The sequence below is a fragment of the Terriglobus tenax genome (assembly GCF_025685395.1).
Classification (GTDB): domain Bacteria; phylum Acidobacteriota; class Terriglobia; order Terriglobales; family Acidobacteriaceae; genus Terriglobus; species Terriglobus tenax.
Genome location: NZ_JAGSYA010000004.1, coordinates 799,626 through 821,684, shown reverse-complemented (window position 1 = coordinate 821,684; position 22,059 = coordinate 799,626). Strand labels below are relative to the sequence as shown.

General features: G+C 59.7%; 15 protein-coding genes. 7 read left to right on the top strand and 8 right to left on the bottom strand.

What is annotated here, in order from left to right; genetic code table 11:
- Nucleotides 1-5 precede the first annotated feature (5 nt).
- The 3 genes from OHL13_RS08935 to OHL13_RS08925 form a co-directional block, all read right to left on the bottom strand.
- On the bottom strand, nucleotides 6-509 hold the full coding sequence (locus tag OHL13_RS08935) for a rhodanese-like domain-containing protein (protein WP_263409785.1): 504 nt from the start codon (nucleotides 507-509) through the stop codon (nucleotides 6-8).
- 27 nt (nucleotides 510-536) lie between these two features.
- Nucleotides 537-1,817, bottom strand: a complete 1,281-nt coding sequence (locus tag OHL13_RS08930; protein WP_263409784.1) for an EAL and HDOD domain-containing protein — start codon at nucleotides 1,815-1,817, stop codon at nucleotides 537-539.
- A 359-nt stretch (nucleotides 1,818-2,176) separates the two neighbouring features.
- Complete coding sequence (locus OHL13_RS08925) at nucleotides 2,177-5,041, bottom strand: PIG-L family deacetylase (RefSeq protein WP_263409783.1); 2,865 nt, start codon at nucleotides 5,039-5,041, stop codon at nucleotides 2,177-2,179.
- Between the two features lie 225 nt (nucleotides 5,042-5,266).
- Here OHL13_RS08925 and OHL13_RS08920 point away from each other — a divergent pair, with 225 nt between their 5' ends.
- From OHL13_RS08920 to OHL13_RS08905, 4 genes are all read left to right on the top strand, one after another.
- The gene (locus tag OHL13_RS08920; RefSeq protein WP_263409782.1) at nucleotides 5,267-6,391 is read left to right on the top strand and encodes an ROK family protein; all 1,125 of its coding nucleotides are present in this window, start codon (nucleotides 5,267-5,269) and stop codon (nucleotides 6,389-6,391) included.
- A 162-nt stretch (nucleotides 6,392-6,553) separates the two neighbouring features.
- On the top strand, nucleotides 6,554-9,391 hold the full coding sequence (locus OHL13_RS08915) for a TonB-dependent receptor (protein WP_263409781.1): 2,838 nt from the start codon (nucleotides 6,554-6,556) through the stop codon (nucleotides 9,389-9,391).
- A gap of 63 nt (nucleotides 9,392-9,454) precedes the next feature.
- Nucleotides 9,455-10,936, top strand: a complete 1,482-nt coding sequence (argH, locus tag OHL13_RS08910; protein ID WP_263409780.1) for an argininosuccinate lyase — start codon at nucleotides 9,455-9,457, stop codon at nucleotides 10,934-10,936.
- The gene (locus OHL13_RS08905) at nucleotides 10,929-12,347 is read left to right on the top strand and encodes an APC family permease (protein WP_263409779.1); all 1,419 of its coding nucleotides are present in this window, start codon (nucleotides 10,929-10,931) and stop codon (nucleotides 12,345-12,347) included. The genes argH and OHL13_RS08905 overlap by 8 nt, the downstream gene beginning before the upstream one ends.
- A 33-nt stretch (nucleotides 12,348-12,380) precedes the next feature.
- Here the strand turns inward: OHL13_RS08905 and OHL13_RS08900 are convergent, their stop codons facing one another.
- Together OHL13_RS08900 and OHL13_RS08895 are read right to left on the bottom strand one after the other, a co-directional pair.
- Complete coding sequence (locus OHL13_RS08900; RefSeq protein ID WP_263409778.1) at nucleotides 12,381-12,896, bottom strand: lipocalin family protein; 516 nt, start codon at nucleotides 12,894-12,896, stop codon at nucleotides 12,381-12,383.
- Between the two features lie 273 nt (nucleotides 12,897-13,169).
- The gene (locus OHL13_RS08895; RefSeq protein ID WP_263409777.1) at nucleotides 13,170-15,920 is read right to left on the bottom strand and encodes a TonB-dependent receptor; all 2,751 of its coding nucleotides are present in this window, start codon (nucleotides 15,918-15,920) and stop codon (nucleotides 13,170-13,172) included.
- Between the two features lie 174 nt (nucleotides 15,921-16,094).
- Between OHL13_RS08895 and OHL13_RS08890 the strand changes: the two genes are divergently transcribed.
- Nucleotides 16,095-16,670: an RNA polymerase sigma factor gene (locus OHL13_RS08890; RefSeq protein WP_263409776.1), complete on the top strand. Its 576-nt coding sequence runs from the start codon at nucleotides 16,095-16,097 to the stop codon at nucleotides 16,668-16,670.
- Nucleotides 16,657-17,445: a zf-HC2 domain-containing protein gene (locus OHL13_RS08885; protein WP_263409775.1), complete on the top strand. Its 789-nt coding sequence runs from the start codon at nucleotides 16,657-16,659 to the stop codon at nucleotides 17,443-17,445. Before OHL13_RS08890 ends, OHL13_RS08885 begins: the two co-directional genes overlap by 14 nt.
- Before the next feature lie 124 nt (nucleotides 17,446-17,569).
- On the opposite strand, the gene OHL13_RS08880 is transcribed toward OHL13_RS08885, so the two are convergent.
- From OHL13_RS08880 to OHL13_RS08870, 3 genes are read right to left on the bottom strand one after another with little or no spacing between them, the layout of a single operon-like run.
- The gene (locus OHL13_RS08880) at nucleotides 17,570-18,634 is read right to left on the bottom strand and encodes a beta-propeller fold lactonase family protein (protein ID WP_263409774.1); all 1,065 of its coding nucleotides are present in this window, start codon (nucleotides 18,632-18,634) and stop codon (nucleotides 17,570-17,572) included.
- Between the two features lie 8 nt (nucleotides 18,635-18,642).
- Entirely contained in the window at nucleotides 18,643-19,416 is a 774-nt protein-coding gene (locus OHL13_RS08875) for a carboxypeptidase regulatory-like domain-containing protein (RefSeq protein WP_263409773.1), read from the bottom strand.
- 28 nt (nucleotides 19,417-19,444) lie between these two features.
- Nucleotides 19,445-20,506: a cytochrome-c peroxidase gene (locus OHL13_RS08870; RefSeq protein ID WP_263409772.1), complete on the bottom strand. Its 1,062-nt coding sequence runs from the start codon at nucleotides 20,504-20,506 to the stop codon at nucleotides 19,445-19,447.
- A 328-nt stretch (nucleotides 20,507-20,834) separates the two neighbouring features.
- On the opposite strand from OHL13_RS08870, the gene OHL13_RS08865 reads away from it, so the two are divergent.
- Nucleotides 20,835-22,052 carry a cupin domain-containing protein gene (locus tag OHL13_RS08865; RefSeq protein ID WP_263409771.1) on the top strand — a complete coding sequence of 406 codons (1,218 nt, stop codon included), beginning with the start codon at nucleotides 20,835-20,837 and terminating at the stop codon, nucleotides 22,050-22,052.
- Nucleotides 22,053-22,059 lie beyond the last annotated feature (7 nt).

Genomic DNA, 22,059 nt, shown 5'->3' with positions numbered 1-22,059 from the left:
AGAACTTACTGTGCGGGCTCGACCGGGTAGTGTTTCTGGACCCAGTCCGCGCCGAAGTTGTTGGCGATGTAGAGCACCTTGACGTTGCGGAAGCCCATCTGCTCAAGCAGTGTCCAGGCAGCGCCGATGTTGGGGCACCGTTCCCACGGACAACAACCGCAGTAGAGGACAAGGGCTTTGTCGCGCGGCAGATCTTTGACGCGGGTGCGCAGGGCATCCTGCCCGGCAGGCTGGGAGACGAGGCCGATGTATTCCGAACCGGGAATGTGGGCCTGGTCGTACTGCGTGTGTGAGCCGACCTGGAGAATGGGCACGCCTTTCAGCGCGGTAAGCTGCTGCTGCAGCGCTTCCGGTTGCAGCAGGTGATCCTGCGGCACGATGGAGGCGGGAATCTTATTCGGAGTTTGCGCATGGACCAGCTTTGGACGTGCGATGGCGATCGCGGAGAGCAACCATAGGAAGCTGCGGCGCGTGCTGGTCTTCGATGCGTTACCCGTGGTGCGATCCATGCTTCCAAGTATCGCACCATGGGGCACCTAGATGTGGTGCATGATGTCGGCGGTCCATTGCACGGCGGAGATGTGCTTGTCAGCGATCTCGGCTTCGCCGAGGCAAAGCTGCTGGCAATATTGTGTGAAGGCGTCCCAGTCTCCGTGCTCGTACGCGATGGCGAGTGTCAGCGCGTGGGCGTGGGGTTCATCGGTGTCTGGTGCGAGCAGGGCGTTGAGGACCTCCGGCCGCAGAGGAAGGTTGGCAACAACCTCTTTGGGGTCGAGATCAAGCAGCGGCATGACGGCGGAGAGCATGCCCATGAGGTAGAGCTCTTCAGAGGGTGTGCCGAGACAGTCTGCCAGCAGCTCGCAGAAGCGTGCCCGCTGGACGCAGCGTTCCATGGCTTCGGTGCATGATCCGCGGGCGAGTTCCGCCGCCAGTGCGGTGCGAATGATGCGCCGACTCTCCTCGGTGCCGATGAGCAAAACGGCGCGGCGGATGTCGGTGATGGTGCTGTGTACTGCCATTGAGACGGAGTTGACGTAACGCAGCAGGCGATAGCAGATGGCGGGTTCGGCGCGCAGTATGCGCAGCAGCGCGTTCAGATCGAGGTTCTGTTTGCCGATCTCCGCCAGCAACTGGATCTGATGGATAGACCTTCCCGGAGCGCGTCGTGCCGTCATGATGGGCTTCATGAAGAAGTAGCCCTGGAACAGTTCGAAGCCTTCCGAGACGGCCAGTTGCAGATCTTCGGCCGTTTCAATGCGCTCGGCGAGAAAGCGGATGCCGCGGCCTTTGAGGCGTGCGATCAGTCGTCTGCGGTCTTCGGAGCTGGTTTGCGAGAAGTCGACCTTGATGTAGTGCACAAGGTCAAGCAGGGGCTCCCACTGCTCGCGAAAGTCGTAGTCATCCAGTGCCAGCGTAAAGCCAAGGTCGCGGTAACGCCTGCAGGCCTGCAGGAGCTGTTCGTCGACTTCAATGGTTTCCAGTATCTCCAGCACGGTGTTTTTGGGCAGCAGCTCCGCGCACCGACTGAGCAGGAGAGAGCGTGTGCAGTTGACGAAGGGGCGTGCGGGGCCGACCAGTGAGTCAAAGCCATGTGTGATGGCCCAGTCCACAATGCTGCTTGAGGCGGATTCCCCTTCACCGCTGAAGCGATTTTCCCAGCTGTTGCGAAACAGGAGTTCGTAGCCGAAGGTATGCCGGTTTGCCGACATGATGGGCTGCCTGGCCAGGAAGCGCATGGATGTGTCGATGGCAGCCTCCAGCGGAACCGGCGGCGTCTGTGGAAGGGGATCTGGCTGAGGTGGAAGAGGGGCGTGCAATATATCTCCGCTCCCGGTCATGGCCGGGGCTGTTCTTCCGGCTTATCGGCAAAAAACCGGCGGAGCTTTAGGAGATTGGGATGCAGATGTGCGGGGCGTCCCTGTTGGCTCCAACTGCTAAACTGCGCATGGACGAAGATATCTGTTAGGGGGTTAAATGCCTGGTTTTGGAATGATCAAGACTGACCGTTGTGTACTTCGGATTCGCCGCGTGTTGATGGCTGTATCTGTCTCCTACGAGCTGGAACCGGGAGTCCGAATCCCTGCTGTCGCGGCATAAGAAATAAGACCGCAAACAGCGAACAAGAGAAAGGCCCTCATCCAGAGAGATGAGGGCCTTTTTAGCGAAGCAGATGAGTTTAGCGTTTTTTCTTCGGAGCGGCTTTCACGCCAGTTGAGGCTGGCTTATAGGCAGGGTTCCTGGAAGCGCTGATCAGGTTCATGTAGATGCGGTAGGAGCCGGGGACGCCCTCGGGAATCTGACGGAAGAAGGCGAAGGAGGTGTAGATGTACAGACCTTTGCCATGCCTGGCGTAGAGCAGGCCGCCTTTTTGCGGGTCCTGCTCGTCGTCATGCATCTCCGTCAGAGCGGTGAACTTCGGATCCCAGGTGCTGGCGAAACCGTGGCCACGTTCTTCTACCCAGTTGTCGAAGTCCGCGCTGGTGATCTTGTTAGGCCAGTTCAGCAGCGGATCGGCGGCATCGAGGATGGTGGCCTTGGAATTTTCGTCAACAACCTTCTCGGCATCCGAAGGAACGGAGATGGCATAGGGGCCGTAGTTGTGGTCGTACTCGTTGGTCTGGTATTCCACGACGACGGTGCCGCCGTTATTCACATAATCCAGCAGGCGATTGTTGTTGGCACGCAGGTCAGGGCGGTTGGCGTAGGCGCGAATGCCTACAACCACGGCATCGAACTTGCTGAGGTCGGTGGAAGCCAGGTCGGCAGCGGTGAGCTGCGTGACCTGCACGCCTACATCGCTGAGCGAGGCCGGAACGTCTTCTCCGGTACCCATGATGTAGCCGATCTTCAGATCCGCCGGCGTCTTGAGATCAACGCCGGTGGTACGGTATGTCGCCGGACGGTACGAAGGATACGGACGCAGGCCAGGCCATGAGACGGTGGTGAAGCCTTCCTTGTATTCCTTGCCGTCATACTTCGCCACGGCGGTGATGGTGTAAGGCTTCAGCTGAATGTTCTTCGGTGTGACCTCGAAGATGAGTTTCTTTTCATCGCCGTCGCGCGCGGTGGAGAAGTGTGCCGTACGCGGAGACGACGTCCAGCCGTCAGGCAGATTGAGCGCGACCTCGCCTTCGGCCGGCCCCTTCACGTTGCTGCGAAGAGCGACCTTCAGGGTGAGGCTGGAACTGCTGGAAGGGATAACGCCTGCCTCAGGCGAGACGAGAACAGAGATGGCGGGAGCGATCATCAGCGGCTCAAGCACGGGGCCGATGCCGTTGATGCGGTGCGTGGTCTGCACCGTGCCGAGAACGCTGGCCTGCACGCCGGCATAGCTGTACAGCAGGCGAGCGGTGACAGGGTAGGGCATGGTGGGAAGGCCAAGATAAGCGGGGTTGTTCAGGTCATAGTAGCTCTGCTCCAGCGTGGGACGGCTGAAGTAGGGCTTGGTGACCGGGGCATTCTCAGGCACGGAGCCTTCGACGGTGAGGTCGCCAGCCTGACCGGGGGTGAGCGCCGTGGTGGTCTTGTCGGTGGTCTTCCACTTCCAGTCGCCGCTGTCGCCGACCAGGGCAACATCGTCAACGGTCACGGTCTGTGCTCCCTGGTTGGCCACATGCACGTTGATTGAGACGGGCTGGCCGGGGATGGCGACCTGGTAGGTGGGGGTGTTGCCCCGCAGCTCGCCGAAGGGCCCCATGCGCGGCTTTTCACCAACCGGGTTTACGGTTGCGACCAGCATGACGCCGAGCGACTGCGAAAGCGCGTCGTTGAACTGGTCTTCCTTGATAGAGAGCTCGTGCAGCATGTCGTACCGGGCATCTGCGGAGAGATTGCTGTTCTTCACCTGGTTCTGCAGCGAACGAGTCATCTCGAGTCCCTGCGCGAGCAGAGGGGCGGATTGTGACGGGTCGGCGGCGTTGAAGCGCTGCATGGCGTCATTGACCAGGACGGTGAGTGCGTCGAAGCTCTTGCGCCAGTTGGGACGGTCAGGGACGGGAGCGTAATCGGCAATGCCGGTGAGCGAGATGTCGATGCCGTCGAAGAAGGTCTTCTCGGCCACGGGCAGAGCGGCTCCGCTGACGCGCGAGGCGTAGAGGTGATAGGGCGAGTTGAACTGGCCGGGAAGGGGCATGCCTACGCCGTCGTTCTGCGACTTCTGGTTGGCAAGGCCCTCGCGGGCAACCGCAAGATAGTTGCGCGCGAAGAGGGCGTTGTAGGTGCCTTCGGGGATTTCCAGCGTTTTGCTGGGGACGGCGTTGATGGTCTCACCGGTGACGTAGTTCTTGAAGCGAACAGGTTCCCACTTGCCGGTGGCGTAGTCGAAGATTCCTTTTTCGGTGACGCGGGCAAAGGGAACGCGCGCGTAGACCTTCAGCGGCGACCAGGGCTTGAGGCCGGCGGCGATCTGGTCAGGAAAGACGTTGGGATCGCCGGCGAGCTTGTAGGCCTCCTGCGCCATGAGGCCGGCGGTCTGGTGATGTCCGTGACCGTCAGAGAGGTTGCCGGCGAAGACGCTGGTGATGACGAGCGGCCGCGTGATGCGTACCTGGCGGACGACGTCATATAGAACGCGATCATGTCCCCAGTTCTTCAGGGCTTCATCCAGAGTTTTGGAGAAGCCGTAGTCAGCGACGCGGGTCCAGCGCTGGTGCACGCCGTAGTAGGCTCCGGCGGCCAGCAGCTCCTGCGTACGCATGATGCCGAGCTGGTCCCAGTAGTCGCCGGTCATCACATTCTGCCCGCCTTCGCCGCGGTTGAGCGTGAGCAGGGTTGTATCCGCGCCCTGGCCACGGCTTTCATAGGCAAGCATGCCGCCGTCTTCGTCGTCAGGATGGGCAACGACCATCATCAGGCTGGCGCGTGTCTTCAGCTTCTGCAATGACTGCCACAGGCCGGAAGCGCCACGGTCCAGAGGAAGCGCGTAGGCCTCTGGAGAAAGATACGGAGGCTGCGGGCCTGGCTGCTGCGCGGCCGCCAACATGGGAGAGAACGCAAGCCAAGCGGCCAGGGGATATGAGATGCAGTGTTTCCACTTCGTCATTTGTGAGCCGTTCCTTCGACAGACGAGGCGCTGGAGAGGCGGCGCGCCTGCTGGTGATGTTTTTTTGATTGTCCTTGTTGATAACACCCACTTGCGACTTTGTAAAGTTTGTTTATAATCGGGCCTACACCTGCTATGCCATTAACGCTTGCTAATTCGCGTGAGCTTCGTATTTCTCGTCCGGCCAATCTGCGTCGCGCGAACAATCGGGTTCTTCTTCAATTGGTGCGCGAGAATTCTCCATGCTCTCGCGCAGATCTGGTTCGCCTGTCGGGGCTTTCCGCACCGACCGTAACGGCGGCCATTGCTGATCTGGAAGCGCTTGACCTGATCGAGTATCTCGGTGAGGGGGTCTCCTCGGGAGGCCGTCCGGGGGAGCTGCTTCGCTTCCGTCCGGAGCATGCTTATGTTGCCGGCGCCGACATTGGTGGAACACGGCTGCGCATGATGCTGGCCAATCTTGATGGCAAGCCGGTCGCACAGTGGGCCTGCAAGCTCGGCGCGAAGGAGAAGGATCCAGCTTCGATTTGCCAGCTGCTGCGCGATGGTCTGAAGCAGATGTGCGAGGACGCGAAGGTGGCCTTCAAGAAGGTGAAGCACCTGACCGTAGGCGCGCCCGGTGTGACGGATGTGGCTCGCGGTGTGGTTCTCTCCGCGCCGAACCTGACGGACTGGAATGATGTTCCTTTGCGCGCTCTGCTGGAAGAGAAGCTGGGCTTCGAGGTGATTGCGGAGAACGATACCAATCTTGCCGCAGTTGGCGAGCACTGGCACGGTGCGGCAGAGAATGTCGATGACTTTGTCTTCATTGCGATGGGCACGGGCGTGGGCGCCGGCGTTTTCCTGGGCGGACAGATTCATCATGGCTCCGCGTGGAGCGCTGGTGAAATCGGCTATCTGGGTGTTCCGGGAATGGCGCGTGAGCCGATGGAGATGCGACGCACCGGTCAACTGGAGCGCGTGATTGGCGGCGCCGGAATTGAAGCGCAGTGGCAGAGCGAACTGGAGCGCACGAAGCAGGGCAGTGCAGAACTGCGAGCTCTACGCGCTTCACAGATTTTTGAATTGGCGGCGACGGGAAATCCGCAGGCAAAGGCCGTGCTGCAGAATACGGCGCGGATTCTTGGTGACGCCATTGCGACGATTACGTTGCTTTTCAACCCATCGCTGGTGGTGATGGGTGGAGGTGTTGGTTCCCATGCGGCGTTGTGCGAAGCCGTAGGTGGTGTGCTTGCGGAGAGCGATTTCCCGCATCCGCAGGTGCGATGTAGTGTGCTTGGGCCGGAAGCCCAGCTCTACGGCTCAGTGGCCTTGTCGCTGCAGGCGATGGACGGCAAGCTGCTGGGATGAAGTGAGGGCTAGGCAGTGACGAACTCCCGGAAGAGTAGTCGCTTCCGGGAGCGCAGTACATGATTCCAATTCAAAAGGTCAGTTGCTATTCGGGGAGGGTCAAAAATAATGAGAACTCATCGGGTTCGATCAGTTCTACTATCGGTTGCCATGCTGGCGCCTGTGGCGGTTTCCAGTCCTGCCGCATTCGCTCAGTCGCAATCCATCAATGGAACAATCCGCGGTCGAGTCGCGGATCCGAGCGGCGCAGCGATTGCTGGCGCTTCGATTACTGTTACCAATCCGTCTGTAGGCTTTACGCGTACGATCACGACCGGCTCTGATGGTTATTATGTTCTGGTCAATCTGCCATTGGGTGAATACACCGTCAATATCACCTCCGATGGCTTTTCACCGTTGACTGTCTCCGGAGTAAACCTGAATGCAGGCACGGAGGCCGCGATTGATGGCAACCTGAAGATCGGTTCTGCTGCGACTGCTGTGACGGTGGAAGCCTCCATTGCTTCCATCGATCCGACGAACCTGAATGTGCAGCGCACGCTCAGCTCTGTTGAAGTTGAGAACGTGCCGCTGACCTCGCGTAATCCGTACAACTTCATCGTGTTCCAGCCGGGCGTTTCGGGTCACCCGAACCCTGAGCTTGGCATTCCGCGTACGCTGAACACCAACGGCCTGATGGACCGCATCAACTATCAGCTGGACGGTATGGTGAATACCGAGGCGGACCGTATCGGTCTGCGCCTGTTCCCGATCGGCAACATCTTTGTGAAGGAAGTGCAGACGGTTTCCAACTCGTTTGCTCCTGAGTATGGATGGACGACGGGTGACGTGTACAACGTCATTTCCAACTCCGGTACGAACCAGTTCCACGGCAAGTATGAGTTCGTGAAGCGCTGGGTGGATGCAACGGCCTATCCGCTGTTACAAAGCAAGGTGACCAATCCTGCCAAGCCGAACCTGATCCTGGAAGATCATGCCTTCAATGTGGGCGGTCCGGTGATCAAGGACAAGCTGTTCTTCTTCGGCGCGTATGAGCAGCTGAAGCGTGGCAGCCCGACGCCTGTGACCATTACGGCGGGGAACGCCGCACAGCTTGGACTGGGAGCCTCGGAACTGGTTCCGGGGCAGGGCACTCTGCAGGGCAAGTTTATGGATGCCCGCGTGGATTACACCATCACGCCGAAGCATTCCATTTTCATGCGCTATAACTACTTCCAGAACTCCTTCCCGGCGAACACGCAGGTTGGCGGCATTAACGCAACCAGCGCGAACGCCGACTATAAGGATCGTGCCCACGTTTTTGGCATTCAGCTTGTGTCTACACTGACCAACAGCCTGGTCAATGAGCTCCGTCTCTCGGTTCCTTTCCGCGCCAATGTGTACACGGCCGGGGCGAGCGCGGGAACTGGCCCTGCGATCGTGATCACCAACATTGCTGCCTTTGGCAACACCAGCAGCGCCGGCACGCAGTACACGGATAAGCAGCCTTCCGGTTCAGAAAACATCAGCTACGTGCGCGGACGGCATACCTTCAAGGCCGGCTTCGTACTGGCGCAGATCCAGAACCGTCAGAGGTCCGCATCGTTCAATCGCTATACCTTCGCGACCGTTCAGGCATATCTGAATGCCCGCAACGGAACCGATCCGTATGGCTATGCAAACTACGCTTCCCAGACCGATGCCAGCGGCGTTGGATATGCTTCTCTGTTCTACGGCGGTTATGCGCAGGACACATGGCAGCTTAGCCCGCGCCTTACCATGGTGTACGGTTTGCGGTATGACCGCTTTGGTGCGCCTCAGGCCAATGCGAACGCACCGTATGCGGATTCGCGTAAGTTCAATATTCCGAACACGAACTTTGCTCCCCGTCTCGGCTTCAGCTATCGCGCTTCAGACACAACGGTGGTCAAGGTTTCTGCCGGTATCTTCTACCAGCAGACGCCGACGAACCTTTGGTTCAATGCGCTTAACCTCGATGGCTCCAACCGTGTTGCATCCTTTACCTACAATGGTGGCACTCCGGGTACTCCTGGTCGCCCCGCTTTTCCCAGCATTCCTTCCTCGATCGGTTCAGTTGCGACGCAGAACGTAACGACCATCAACCCGAACATCAAGAACGAGTACACCTGGAACGTCAACGCGCAGATCACGCAGCAGGTCAACAGCCATATTTCGGCCACGATCGGCTACATTCTGTCGAACGGACGTAATCTTCCGTGGCGTCACAACATCAACGTGATTCCGACGGGAGTGACGCTCGCCGACGGACGTCCCACGTTCAGCAACACGGTCAGCGCAACGACGCGTTACGATGCACGCTTCAACGAGGTGAACCGTGTCGAGTCGGGTGCAAACTCCAGCTACAACGCGATGTTCACGAACCTGACCATGACTCCGTGGCGCGGTATGCAGTTCAATGCCAGCTACACGTGGTCGCATGTGATCTCGGATGCTCCTGAGGTAAACACCTTTGAGCAGAACCTGGGTGTTTCGAACACGCTGAACAAGAAGTTCGATCGCGGCAATGCTTCGGTCAACCGTCCGAATGCGTTCAACATGTCCGCTGTTCTGGAGCCGAAGTTTGACCTCAGCAATCCGGTTGGACGGCTGCTGGCGAACAACAACATGCTGGCTATCCTGGGCAACCTGTCCTCGGGTGACCAGGCAACGTTGCTGGCCAGCAACACGACCTTCTATGGTGATACGGCGACCAGCGGTGTGGCGCGTCCTGCCTTTGTTGGTAGGAACTCGCTCCGCAGCCCCTCGATCTACCAGGTGGATGCGCGTTACACGCGTACCTTCCCGAAGATTGTTGACCGTTTCGCTCCCACGTTCTTCCTGGAAGCGAACAATATCACCAACACGAACAACATCACCGGACTGGCGGTAACGCAGGCGGTGAATACTACCACCGGCGTGGGAACAGGCGCCGTTACCACCCAGCGCAGCAGCGTACTGGAACAGCGTATTGTCCAGTGGGGCGCGGCGGTACGTTTCTAACGATGTAAACCCGGGGCCGCAGGCAAACCATCCTGCGGCCTCAACTTATTTAGCAAAGGAATCATGGCATCCTCGAAGAGTTCAAAGTTTCCGGCAGACGTTTATCGTGAACAGGTGCTCTCTCACGTCTTCCATGACGCGCAACGTTTGTTTTTGCCCTCCATGCTGGAGATTGATTACGCTCACGTGCTGATGCTGGCCGAGCAGAAGATCATCTCGCGGGAGACGGCGGCCAATTGCTTCCGCGGGCTTGCATTGCTTCCGATGGAAGAGATTGCCGCAGCGAAGTATGACGGATCCGTCGAAGACCTGTTCTTCCTGGTGGAGAAGAAGCTCGCCGAACTCTGCGGCGAAGAAGATGCCGGGCGCGTTCATACCGCCCGCTCGCGCAACGACCTTGATATGACGATGTACCGCATGGTGCTGCGCAAGCGCCTGCTGGAGGTGGCGGAAGCCTGCATCGCGGTACGGTCTGCGCTGTTGAAGATTGCCAGTGAACAGCGTGCGACGCTGATTCCGGCGTATACACACAACCAGCCGGCGCAGCCGACGACGCTGGGGCACTACCTGATGGCCTTTGTTGAAGTGCTGGAGCGCGATACCGAGCGTGTCCGTGCGGCGTATGCCCGCGTGAATCGTTCACCGCTTGGAGCCTGCGCGATTACGGGTACCGGATTTCCGATTCATCGCGAGCGCACGGCGGAGCTGCTTGGCTTCAAAGGTCTGCAGGTCAATACGTACGGCGCGATTGCGGCGGTGGATTACATTACCGAGTCGTGTTCGGTGCTGGCCACGCTGATGGTGAACTTTGGCCGCTTTGCGCAGGAGATGCTGCTGTGGTCCACAGCCGAGTTCGGTTTCCTGCGTTTGTCTGATGGATACGTGCAGGTCTCCAGCATCATGCCGCAGAAGCGGAACCCGGTGCCGCTGGAGCATGCCCGCATCCTGGCGTCGCGTGCGATGAGCGAGTCGCAGGCGGTGTTGAACTCGCTGCATAACACTCCGTTTGCGGATATGAACGACAGCGAAGATTCGCTTCAGCCGCTGGTGGACCTGGCCTTTGCGGATGGCCTGCGCGCTCTGCGCCTGATGGCTGGCGTGCTGGAAGAGACCTCCTATAACTTTGAACGCATGGCCGAGCGTGCGCATGGTGACTTTCTGGCGGTGACGGAACTGGCGGATACGCTGGCACGCGATGCGCGGTTGTCTTTCCACGATGCGCATACGATTGTGTCGGCCGCGGTGAAGGCGTCGAACGGGCGCTACCAGCCGGCGGCGATGGTGGACTTTGTGGAGAAGGCATTGCAGGAGAAGCAGGCCCAGGTGTTGAGCCGGAATGCGCTGCTGCGGGCTCTTGATCCTGAGAACTTCGTGGCTGTGCGCACCACGCCTGGAGGTCCTGCTCCGAGTGCGCTGGACCCGCAGATTGAGCGGGCGCAGAAGCAGGCGGCGGAGGATGCCGCATGGCGGTTTGGCGAGGTGGAGCATCTGACGGCGGCATCCAACAATCTGCATGCCGCGGTGAAGGCGTTTGGCCGTGACTGAGAAGAACCCTCACCTGGTACGTGGTCTTTCGACCACGGCTGCGACCAGCGCCAACATTATCGACATGGTGGGCGTTGGTCCGTTTATCACTCTGCCGCTGATTGTGACGGCGATGGGTGGACCGCAGGCCATGCTTGGCTGGATTCTGGGCGCGCTGCTTTCGCTGTGCGACGGCTGCGTGTGGAGTGAGCTGGGGACCGCGTATCCCGAGGCTGGCGGGTCGTATGCGTACCTGAAGAACATCTATGGCAAAAACGGTGCGGGAAAGGTTTTTGCTTTCCTTTATGCCTGGCAGCTCCTGCTCTCTGCGCCGCTTTCGATTGCTTCAGGATGCATTGGCTTTGCGCAGTATGTGACGTGGTTTGTGCCCTCCGCATCGAAGCCGATTCTGAGTGGAAGCCTTTTTCATGCTCCGATTATTTTCAGCGGTCAGACGCTGATTGCGATGAGTGCCTGTGGCATTGCGTTGATCGCGTTGTATCGTCCGGTGGCCCATGTGGGACGGATTGCGCGTGTGACGGGCGCGATTGTGATTGCGACGCTGGTGGGCGTGATCCTGGTAGGCTTTACGCACTTTTCTCCGAGCATGGCGTTTTCGTTTCCGGCGAGCGCGTTCCACCTGGATTCAGCCTTCTTCTATGGCCTGGGTGCGGGACTGCTGGTGTCTGCGTATGACTACTGGGGTTACTACAACGCCTGCTTCCTGGGCGCCGAGGTAGAGAAGCCGGAGAAGACGATTCCACGCGCTGTGCTGGGATCGATTGTGATTGTGGGCACGCTGTATGTGCTGATGAATATCTCGGTGCTGGGCGTTCTTCCGTGGAAATCAATGATGGCCCTGACGCATGACGATTCGGCGCGCCAGTACACCATGGCGGCGTTTGTGCAGACGGCCTTTGCTTCGCATGCGTGGGCGCATTCGGCGGCGTCGATTGTCGTGGTGTTGATCGCGACCGCTTCGCTGGCGTCGGTCTTCGGGTTGTTGCTGGGCTATTCCCGTATCCCGTTTGCGGCGGCGCTGGATGGGAACTTTCCGGCTGTCTTTGGCAAGGTGCATGCCCGGTATCACATTCCGGCGGTGTCGCTGTTTACGCTTGGGGCCATCGCGATGCTGCTTTGCCTGCTGCGTCTGCAGGAGGTGATTGCATCGCTGGTGATTATCCGCATTGTCTTTCAGTTCCTGATGCAGGGCGTTGCGGTGATGACGCCGAAGCACCGCGAGGAGCGGCGGAAGCAGGGCCGGTTTCGCATGCCGCTTTATCCGTTGCCGGCGGTTCTGGCGATGGTTGGCTTCCTCTTCATCCTGTTTTCGAGGAAGAACTTTGGCGCGGAACTCAAGCTGGCGGGCATGGTTGCCGTCACCGGACTGGTTGTCTATTTCCTCCGCTCACGCGTTGCCTCGCGAGCGTAGAGGAGTGGCCAGGTAACTTGCTGGGGGAGTGGGTTACCTGGCCACAAGAGTCTGTTGCGTGATGAGAAGGTCTTCCGGACGGTAGCCGCTTCCCTTGATCCTTTGCAGGATGCCATCCATTGTCTCCCTGGGAAGGGATGGAGTGCGGGAGAGGATCCAGAGATACTTCCTTGATGGCTCGCCGACGATGGCCCAGCGATACTCCGGATCGAGACCGATGACCCAGTAGTTGCCATAGAAGGGCCAGAAGAAGGTCACCTTGAGTTTGGCGTTGGTGGCTGCATCCACAACCTTTGCCTTGCCGCGCGAAGTGGTAGGGGAGCCGTCTTTCCGGACGCAGGTATTGGTGACGGAGACGGTGCTGCCATCCAGGGCATACTCGGCTGTTACGTCACGGTCGCACTTCTTCTCAAAACGATTGGGCAGGCGGGCAAGCTCATACCACTTGCCGGCATAGCGCTGAAGGTCAACCTTCTCGACGGTTTTGAGAGTGGTTTGGCTCATGGCAAAGGATGTTCCCAGAAGAAGTGCAGCGACCGTGCGGATCATATTTTGATTCTAGGATGGCCGTTTTGCTGTGCTGGATGTTTGGGGGAGAAGTTTTGATGGAGTGATGTCTGTGTGTCGCGGCATCCAGGGATGACTGGAGAGAAGCAGATCCTTGCAGGATGACAAACGACAAGAAAGATAAAGGCGAATACAGGTCTCCCCACTCCGCTTGGCTTCGGTCGGGATGATAGGGCAACGGAGAGCGAGAAGGGGAAGGGCAAAAGGAAAAGCCCCATCCTTTGAAGAAGGATGGGGCCGCGTGCAGTGCTGTTGCTAAGCCTTTGGGGCTTTCTTCTGGAAGGTGACGCGGAGGCCACCGAAGACGTTGATAGGAGCGCCGGGAGCGAGGAAGGTGGAGTGGCGTAGGGGATAGACGGTTTCACCTTCGTAGCGAATGGACGCAAAGGGGCGGCCGATGAAGTTGCCGTTGGAGTCAAAGGGCGTTCCGCCGAGCTGCGCGGCTGTGGCGTAGTGGGTGTCGAACAGGTTGTTGATCTGCGCGAAGAGCTCAAACCTGGATGAGAACGTATAGCGAGCGCCGACGTTGGCGATGCCATAGGCGTCTGTGCGGCCGGCGCCGAGGTAGTAGACTCCGTCGGGCTGGTGCTGGTTGTTCTCATTGCCTCGTGCGTAGGAACCTGAGGTGGAGAGGACGTTGAAGTTGATCATCAGCTTGCGCGAGGGGCGATAGTCGGCGTTGAACTTCAGGATGTGCGACGGCGTTTGCGGAAGGGTGTTTCCGGCGGAGATATCCTGGTTGCCTCCAATACCGCGTGCGCCGTCTTCGGCGGCTTCGTTGGCGCTGCTGGCGCTGCCATCCACGATCTGTGCCGAGCCGTAGGTGGCCTGCAGGAAGGTGTAGTTGGTGGAGAAGGTGAAGGGGTGGAACTGGTAGCTGATGCCCGCCTCGACGCCCTGGCGGATGGTACGGCCGAAGTTGGTGAAGTAGCCGAAGCCGGTGGCGGTGGACGATACGAAGAGAAGGTCGTCGTAGTTGGTGCCACGGAAGAAGCCGGCGTTCCACTGCAGGCGGTTCTCATTCTTGCCACGGATACCCACTTCGAAGGTGCGGCTGACTACCTGCTTGAGCGGCGGATCGCTGACCATGGCGTTGGGCAGGCGGCAGGGGAATGCAGGATCGGCGCAGCCCAGCTCCGTGGAGGTGGGAGCGCGGTTGCCTTCGCTGTAGTTGAAGTAGACGGTCGCCTGCGGAGCAAGGCGGTAGGTCATGCCCGCTGAGGGGTTGAAGCGCTGGTAGCTGTACTTTGCTGTGAGCGTGCCACGTCCGGCGGAAGAGGGCAGGCGGTCGAAGTTATCGACGGTGGCGTGGTTGTAGCGGCCGGAAAAGGTAAAGGTGAACTTCGAGAGCAGGATGGTGTCTGTCGCGTAGAAGCTGGGGACGTTGACCTTGCCATGCAGGTTGACGCGGGTGTCGTTGGGAACGCCGTCGTCTTCCGTCGATCCGTCCGCAAAGACGGGGATGGTGGTGATGCTGACGCCATCGGTATTCAGGTAGCCAAACTGCGAGATCTGCGAATAGCTGAGGCTGCTGCGGTCCCAAGAGACGCCGGCGGCAAAGCGATTGCGCGTGGTGCGGTAAGAGAGCAGACCGGAGAGACCGTAGGCGGTCTGCTTGTTCTGGCCATAGGTATCCATGCCGGTGCACTTTTCGCCGGGCTCGTCCTTGAGCAGGCCCTGTGCGATGCAGCGCCAGAAGGGGAAGGGCTGCTGCGTGGCGTTGCTTGCGCCGGTGGGGAAGCCGGTGTAGCCGTTGGCGGTGAGAATGTTCTTTTCGGCGGTGCTGAGGGTGTAGAGCGACTGGTCGAAGGAGTCGTCGTTCAGGTCGCCGTTGAAGGTATTGGCGCGGATGTAGCGATAGTAGGCGTTGCCCGAAAGGGTGAGCTTGTTGTTGACCTCGTGTGTGACGTTGAAGGTCAGCGAGGGGGAGTGATTCTTTGTCTGGTCGGGGATGGTGTAGACGCTGGAGTAGTCGCGGTTCAGATTGCGGAAGTCCTGCGTTCCGTTGCCGGTGAGGTTGTTGATAGCATATGCACCGGAGAGCGACATGGTGGTGCGTCCGGTGATCCAGCCGAGCTTGGCGAAGGACTGCTTCACATCCGAGGGAGAGTACTTGCGCCATCCGTCCTCGTGATAGAGATTGCCGGCGACGTACCAGTTGAAGCCACGGGAGGTGAAGCCTCCCCACTCGCCTTCGACGGCGCGGCGGCCGAAGCTTCCTCCAGTGGCCTTGACCGTGAGGCCGGCGTTCGAGATGCCGTCCTTGGTGCGCAGGGCCAGTGCTCCGCCGAGTGAGTTGAGGCCGTAGAGCGGGTTGGCGCCTGGGATCAGCTCCATGTCCTGAATAGCGACCTGCGGAATCAGGTCCCAGGAGACGACGTCGCCGAAGGGCTGGTTCTGGCGCACGCCGTCCATGTATACGGAAAGTCCCTGTGGCGTACCGAGCAGCGGGGAAGCGGTGTAGCCACGGTAGTTCACATCCATCTGGAAAGGATTGCCCTGGTTCTCATTGACGTAGATGCCGTTGACGCGCTTGTTGAGGCCGTCGCCCAGGTTGAGCGCATTGACGTCGGCGAGTTGCTGCGCGGAGACGGTCTGTACGGGAATTGGTACCGTGCTGGTGTCGGTATCGGCCTGGCCGATCGGAGTCTGGGAGAAGACGGTGATCGAGGTGGAGAGCGACGACAGGGTCAGCGTAATTGCGCTTTCCACAACATCGGAGGAGCGCACGTCGATGACGGTGGTCTGCGTGGCAAAGCCGTTGCGGTAGAGCTGCAGCCTGTAGTTGCCGAAGGCAAGTCCCGTGAAGGTGTGCTCGCCGCCGACAGAGGTCTGGAACTGCTGGATGGCTCCGGGGCCGGTCAGTGTACCGGTTACCGCCAGGCCAAGGCCGGCGGTGTCCTTCACGACCAGGTGAATCTGCCCGGAGTCATGCGACTGGGCTGGAGCAGAGACCAGAGAGAAGCAGAGAAGAAGACCGCAAACGATACGAAACAGAAGACGCATGTGACCCTTGCTCGGGAACGAATGGCCCGACGATGGAAGCTGTGAAATATGCCGCTGCGTAGATATTCCCGAGGGTCGCGATCTGTTCAGTCTTTTTCGAAAATTTTTCAAGGGTTTGATTTTTGCCGGGATGGATTGTTTTCCCTGCTGTCGTTCATAATGGGGGCGCCTCGCATGAATTCCGTATTTGACCAGTCAAGATTGGCAGTCCTTGTCCCCGCCGTGGTACGGCCGGGGCGCACCCGCGTTATTGAGACGGAGGTGCTGGCGCTGTTTGACCTGCACCATGCCGGATTGCTGCGGTACGCCGTTTCCTTCGGCATAGCGGTCCAGGACGCCGAGGATGTGGTGCAGGAGACCTTCTTCGCGCTTTTTCGTCACCTGCTTGATGAGCGGCCACAGGACAACCTGCGGAGCTGGCTTTTCCGCGTCACGCATAACCTTGCCCTGAAGCGGCGAGGAGCGCATCGCCACGAGGTGGCCGGTGCGGAGGATGTGCCGCTGGAGTGTACGGATCCTGCTCCCGGGCCGGAGGATGCCTTGCTGTTCACTGAACGGCAGTTGCGACTGCGGCGGGTGATGGAGGCGATGCCCGCGGCGGACCGTGCCTGCCTGCAGCTGCGCGCCGAGGGATTGCGCTATCGTGAGATAGCGCAGGTGCTTGGCATCTCGCTGGGGTCAGTGGCTACGGCTGTCGCCCGCTCGGTGGAACGGCTGGAACGATCGGAGGGAAGCGTTGAACGGCGCTAAGCATCTTTCTCGTGAGGAGATACTGCTGCTGCTGGAGGGCGAGTTGTCCGCCGAGGAGACTGTTGCCGCCGAACAGCATCTGGCTGCCTGTGAACCGTGCCGCGCTCTACAGCAATCCACAGAGAAGACCTTCGCCTCAGCCTTCGAGGAAACACTGCGAGCGCGGCCGCGTCCAGTGGAAGCGCAGCGGACACAGTTGCATGAGCGAATGCAACATCACCGTCGGTCAAGCCTGCTGCGCATTGGGATGGCGAGTGCGGCAGCGGCGCTCCTGGTTGCCGGAGGGATTGGTTTTTCTTTGCATCCGTATTCCGCGGCGGTGAAGCCGTATGTGGAAGATCGTCCGGTGCCGAATCCGTCGCTGACGCCCGGTGCCGTGCGCGCGATAGCCTTTGCGGAGGTTTGCTCTGGGAGCGATGACGATCTTGACCCCACGGTGCCGTCGCAGGTGCAGCAGGTTGTGTTTGCGGAATACCATGTGCCGCAGCAGCAGCGTGGCCGCGAGTTCCAGGTGGACTACCTGATCAACCCACAGCTTGGCGGTACGGCAGAGGTGAAGAACCTGTGGCCACAGCCTTACACCACCGTGTGGAATGCGCAGACGAAGGACATGCTGGAAAAGCGGCTGTATGCCAGGGTATGCAGCGGTCAGCTTTCCCTGGAGCAGGCGCAGCAGGCGTTGTCCAGTGACTGGATTGCCAGTTATCAGCGGGAGTTTAAAACGAAAACCCCGCTTCGCGTGGAAGCAGGGCTGGAAGAACCGGAACTGCCGTAGCTGGATGGAGAAGCAGATCCCTTCGCTGCGCCGCGGGATGACAAAGCAAGAAAAGCGAGTCACTTGGAGCGGTGTCCCATCCATCGCGTAGCGATGGATGGGACACCCAGAGTCGTTGTGAGTGCTAGGGAAGTGCGACCAGTCCCCAGGGGCCGCCGCTGGCCTTGGCCTTGTGCGTGACGGTGAAGCTGGCCAGATCCACGAACGAGACATCATTCGAAGGTCCGTTGGCGGTGAAGAGCGTCTTCTCATCGGGCGAGAGAGCCATGCCCCAGGGGCGCTGGCCCACTTCGACGGAGCCGAGGATGGAGTCGTCCTTGGTGTTGATGGCGAAGACCTTCTTGCCGCGTCCGGTGCTGACGTAGAGCTTAGAGGCATCGGGCGACAGCAGCACGTACATAGGCTTGATGACGCCGGGCTCGCCCAGCTTGATGGTCTTGGTCATCTTGTGCTTCGTTACATCGACGACGACGACATTACCATCGTTCTCCGCGTTGACGAAGGCGGTCTTCCCGTCGGGAAGGAAGGCAATGTTGCGCGGGCGATGGCCGACCTTGATAGTGGCGATGATCTTGCCCTTTTCAGGATCGAGCACGGAGACCTCGCCGGTACCCTCGGAAGTGACCCAGACCTCTTTGCCGTCCGGGCTGACCTTCACGCCTTCCGGCTCGCTGCCGATCTTGAAGCTCTTCTCGACGGTGCCGGATTCGATGTCGATGATGCTGACGGCGGAGATGTCTTCGTTGGAGATGAAGAGCTTCTTGCCGTCTTTGCTGACGTCGAAGTTCTCGGGGTCAGAGCCGCCGGGGATGGTGCGAACGATCTTGCGCGTGGCAAGGTCGAAGATGGCGATGCCGTCAGCGGAATGATCGGGTGGAGGAAGTGTGCTCTCGTCCACGCCAGGGCCTGCGATGGGCGTGCCGCTGAGCGCGATGTAAAGCTGCTTGCCGTCGGCGGAGGCATGAATGCCGCGTGGACGTTTGCCGAGGTGCACATTAGCGATGTTCTGCGCTGTGCCGATGTCGATGATGGTCAGGTCGCCGGAGACCTCGTTGGTGGCATAGACGCGCGGGCCGGTTGGCTCCGGCGCGGGCTTGTTTTCAGACGTAGGAGCGGGAGTGCTCTTGCAGCCCAGGGCGGCAAAGGCAAGGCAGGTGGTAGCAACAATGGGCAGTGCAAACTTCCGCATGGTGGTGACTATTCTCCCTTGAAGGTGAAGTTGACCGGAGTATCGCCTTTAGCAGAGACGGTGATGGTCTGCTCCTGGACGCCAAGTTTTTCGTGCCACACGCCCAGCGTGTAGGTTCCGGGCGGCAGGTTCTCGATCCTGAAGGTGCCGTCGTCCTTCGAGACGGCGAAGTAAGGATTGTCCACGACGCCGATGAAGGAGTGCATCCAGTCGTGGATGTTGCACTTGACCGGCACCATGATCTCCGGCTTGGTGAACTTGCGCTTCAGCGGCTCGTCGCCGGGGCCCATACTGTGGTTCCACTCGCGGTTGATCTGCGCGACCGGGTGAATATTGTGCGTGACGGGGTCAGAGTTGGTGATGGTGAGCTGCTGGCCCACCATGATGCCCAGCACATGCGGACGGAACCAGCAGCCCGACTGGTCCAGAGCGACCGGCGTAGCGGGAACTTCGAAGACTTTTCCTTCGAGGCCCTTCTTGATGTAGAGGAAGGCATTGGCAAGGTCACCCTTGCTGTCGACGACCAGCGACTCGTCATACGCCTTGCCCTTGTGCGAGCGAACGCAAAGCGGATCCTGACTGATGTCGATCAGCCTTGGCGCGGGACGCTTGCCGGTGTACTTCAGCGTGCCGGAGATAGAACCGGCTGTGGCCGCATCCACGTGATAGTAGACCGGAGGCGTCTGCGTTTCGGTCGTCGTCACAGGCGTGGCCGGCTGGGATTTGCAGCCCGCAAGGGAAGCAGCGATCAAGGCCAGGGAGAGAGTTTGCTTCAGTCGCATATCACCGTCACTTTACTACCTGAGCTGGTTACTTTGCAGGAGGGCCGGAGTTTGGCGGCATCTCTCCGGTGAGTGCGTTGAGAAACTCAACGAGGTCGCGGCGGTCCTGTGGGCTCAGATGGATCTTTCTGATCTCAGGATCAAGGTAGGGGTTGGAGTTACCCTGCCCGGCGTAGAAGTCGACGACCTCGGGCAGCGTTTTGATGCTGCCATCATGCATGTACGGGGCGGTCTGTGCCACGTTACGCAGGGTGGGAGTCTTGAAGGCGCCTTTGTCGGTTTCCACCTTGGTCTCGTGGTAGCGGCCAACATCGTTGAAGTCGCCCTCATCCTTTACACCCTGGCCGATGTTGTGGAACTTGCCGTCGGTGAAGAGCGAATCTTTTGAACCGAGGGTGTGGCAGGCGGCGCAGTTGCCCGCTGCGGGATTCATGAAGACGACCAGACCGCGAAGTTGTTCCGGGGTGAGCGCTGTGGAATCTCCGCCGTATTGAAAGCGGTCAAAGGCGGAGCCTCCGCTGAGCAGGGTGCGTTCAAAGCTGGCCAGAGCTTTTTCGACGCGAAGCAGGTTGATGTCCTTTGAGCCGTAGGCCTTGCGAAAGAGAGTGGCGTACTCGGGGTCTCCCTTCAACTTGCCTAGAAAGATGTCGTGGGTCTTGTTGTTCATCTCCACGGGATTGGCGATGGGGCCGATGGACTGCTGCTCGAGCGAGATGGCGCGGCCGTCCCAGAACTGGAAGGGCATGTAGGCAGCGTTCAGGATGGTGGGGGCGTTGCGAACGCCGAGCTGTTCTTTGACTCCTTTGGAGAGGCGCAGGCCATCCGTGAAGTAAAACTTCGGGTCGTGGCAGTGCGCGCAGGCCAGGGAGTTATCGCTGGAGAGACGCTTGTCGTAGAAGAGCTTACGGCCCAGGGCAATGCCTTCGGCGGTGACGGGATTGTCGGCCGGGACCGGAACGGCGGGCAGCCCGAGCGGCGGCTTGATGGTGATTGGCTTACCGATGGGGTTGTCCTGGATTCTGGAGCGGCAGCCGGCCATCAGCAGGGGAAGAAGGAGCAGGCCGGCGATGGAGGTGCGGGAAAACGGCATATCCAGAAGAGTAATGGTAATGGGACGCCGGAGGCAGGGTTTGGGTTCCAGGGGTTGTGCGATCTTGGGCGGATGTGAGGAATCGAAGGGTTTTCGGAAGTTTCTTGACATTGGCCGATGGTCGTCGATAGTATCCTCGCGGCAATGAGACGTCTCACGAAAACGTTCCATTCCCTCCTCAATCCTCCTGTTTTCCGGTATTTCGCCGGTTTTCAGGCGAAGAGAAGGGGCGTCTGGTGAGATATGTGCTCGCACAACCGGATCCGCTGGTCCAGCCTGTTGTCGGTAGGGCAGCCAGTCTCCGCAACAGAAGAAGGAAGACGTCAACATGGTGAATCGCTCTAACGTACAGGACGCTATCAATGCCGGCGAGGGTATCCTCCGGCTGGCTCCCTGCTGGGTCCCCCGCTCATTCATGATTCCGGGCCGCCGTCTGCGCCTGCACCCGGACGACCTGTATGCCTTTGGCGCGAACCGTGGCGGCATCAATGAGCGCTGGTTCTCGTCGACGACCAAGGCGTCGAACGGTCCGCTGACCACCGCGGATGAAGGTCTGAGCTACGTGGTCACCGGCACGGGTGAGAAGTTCCAGTTGAAGGATGCCGTGGACGAAGCCGGAGACCTGCTGCTGGGCGCCGATGTGATGGAGCGTGAGAAGGGTTGGAACATCCTGTGCAAGTTCTTTGACAACATGGGACCGATTCCGCACCACATGCACCAGAACGATGAGGACGCGGCGCGTGTCGGCTTCAAGGGCAAGCCGGAGGCGTACTACTTCCCGCCGCAGTACAACCAGATCAAGAACAACTTCCCGTACACCTTCATGGGCCTGGAGCCCGGCACGACGAAGGACGATGTGCGCAAGTGCCTGGAGAACTGGAACAGAGGCGACAACGGCATCCTGGGCCTGGCACGCGCCTACCTGTTGGAGCCGGGAACGGGCTGGCAGATTGATCCGGGCGTACTGCATGCTCCGGGATCGCTGGTGACCTATGAGCCGCAGGTGAATTCGGATGTGTTCGCGATGTTCCAGTCCGAGGTGGATGGACGCATTGTGGACTGGAGCCTGCTTGTGAAGGATGTTCCGGAAGCCCAGCACCAGGACCTGGATTACATCATCAACATGCTGGACTGGGACCAGAATGTGAACCCCGAGTTCGGCAAGTCGAACAAGTGCTTCCCGACTCCGGTGAAGCCGTTTGCGGAGACTGAGAAGCTGGGCTATCGCGAAGTTTGGGTGACCTACGGCACCAAGTTCTACTCGGCCAAGGAGCTGACGGTTCTGCCGGGGCAGACGGTGACCATCACCGATGCCGAGGCGTATGGTTGCATCGTGGTGCAGGGCCATGGATCGCTGGGCAGGCAGCCGGTGTCGGCGCCGACGATGATCCGCTTCGGGGAGCTGACCGAGGACGAGTACTTTGTCACCAAGGCTGCCGCGAACAAGGGCGTCGTGGTGCAGAACAAGAGCATCAGCGATCCTCTGGTCGTTCTGAAGCACTTTGGCCCGGGCAATCCTGACGCCGCGCCGCTGATCAAGAAGTAACCGGAGA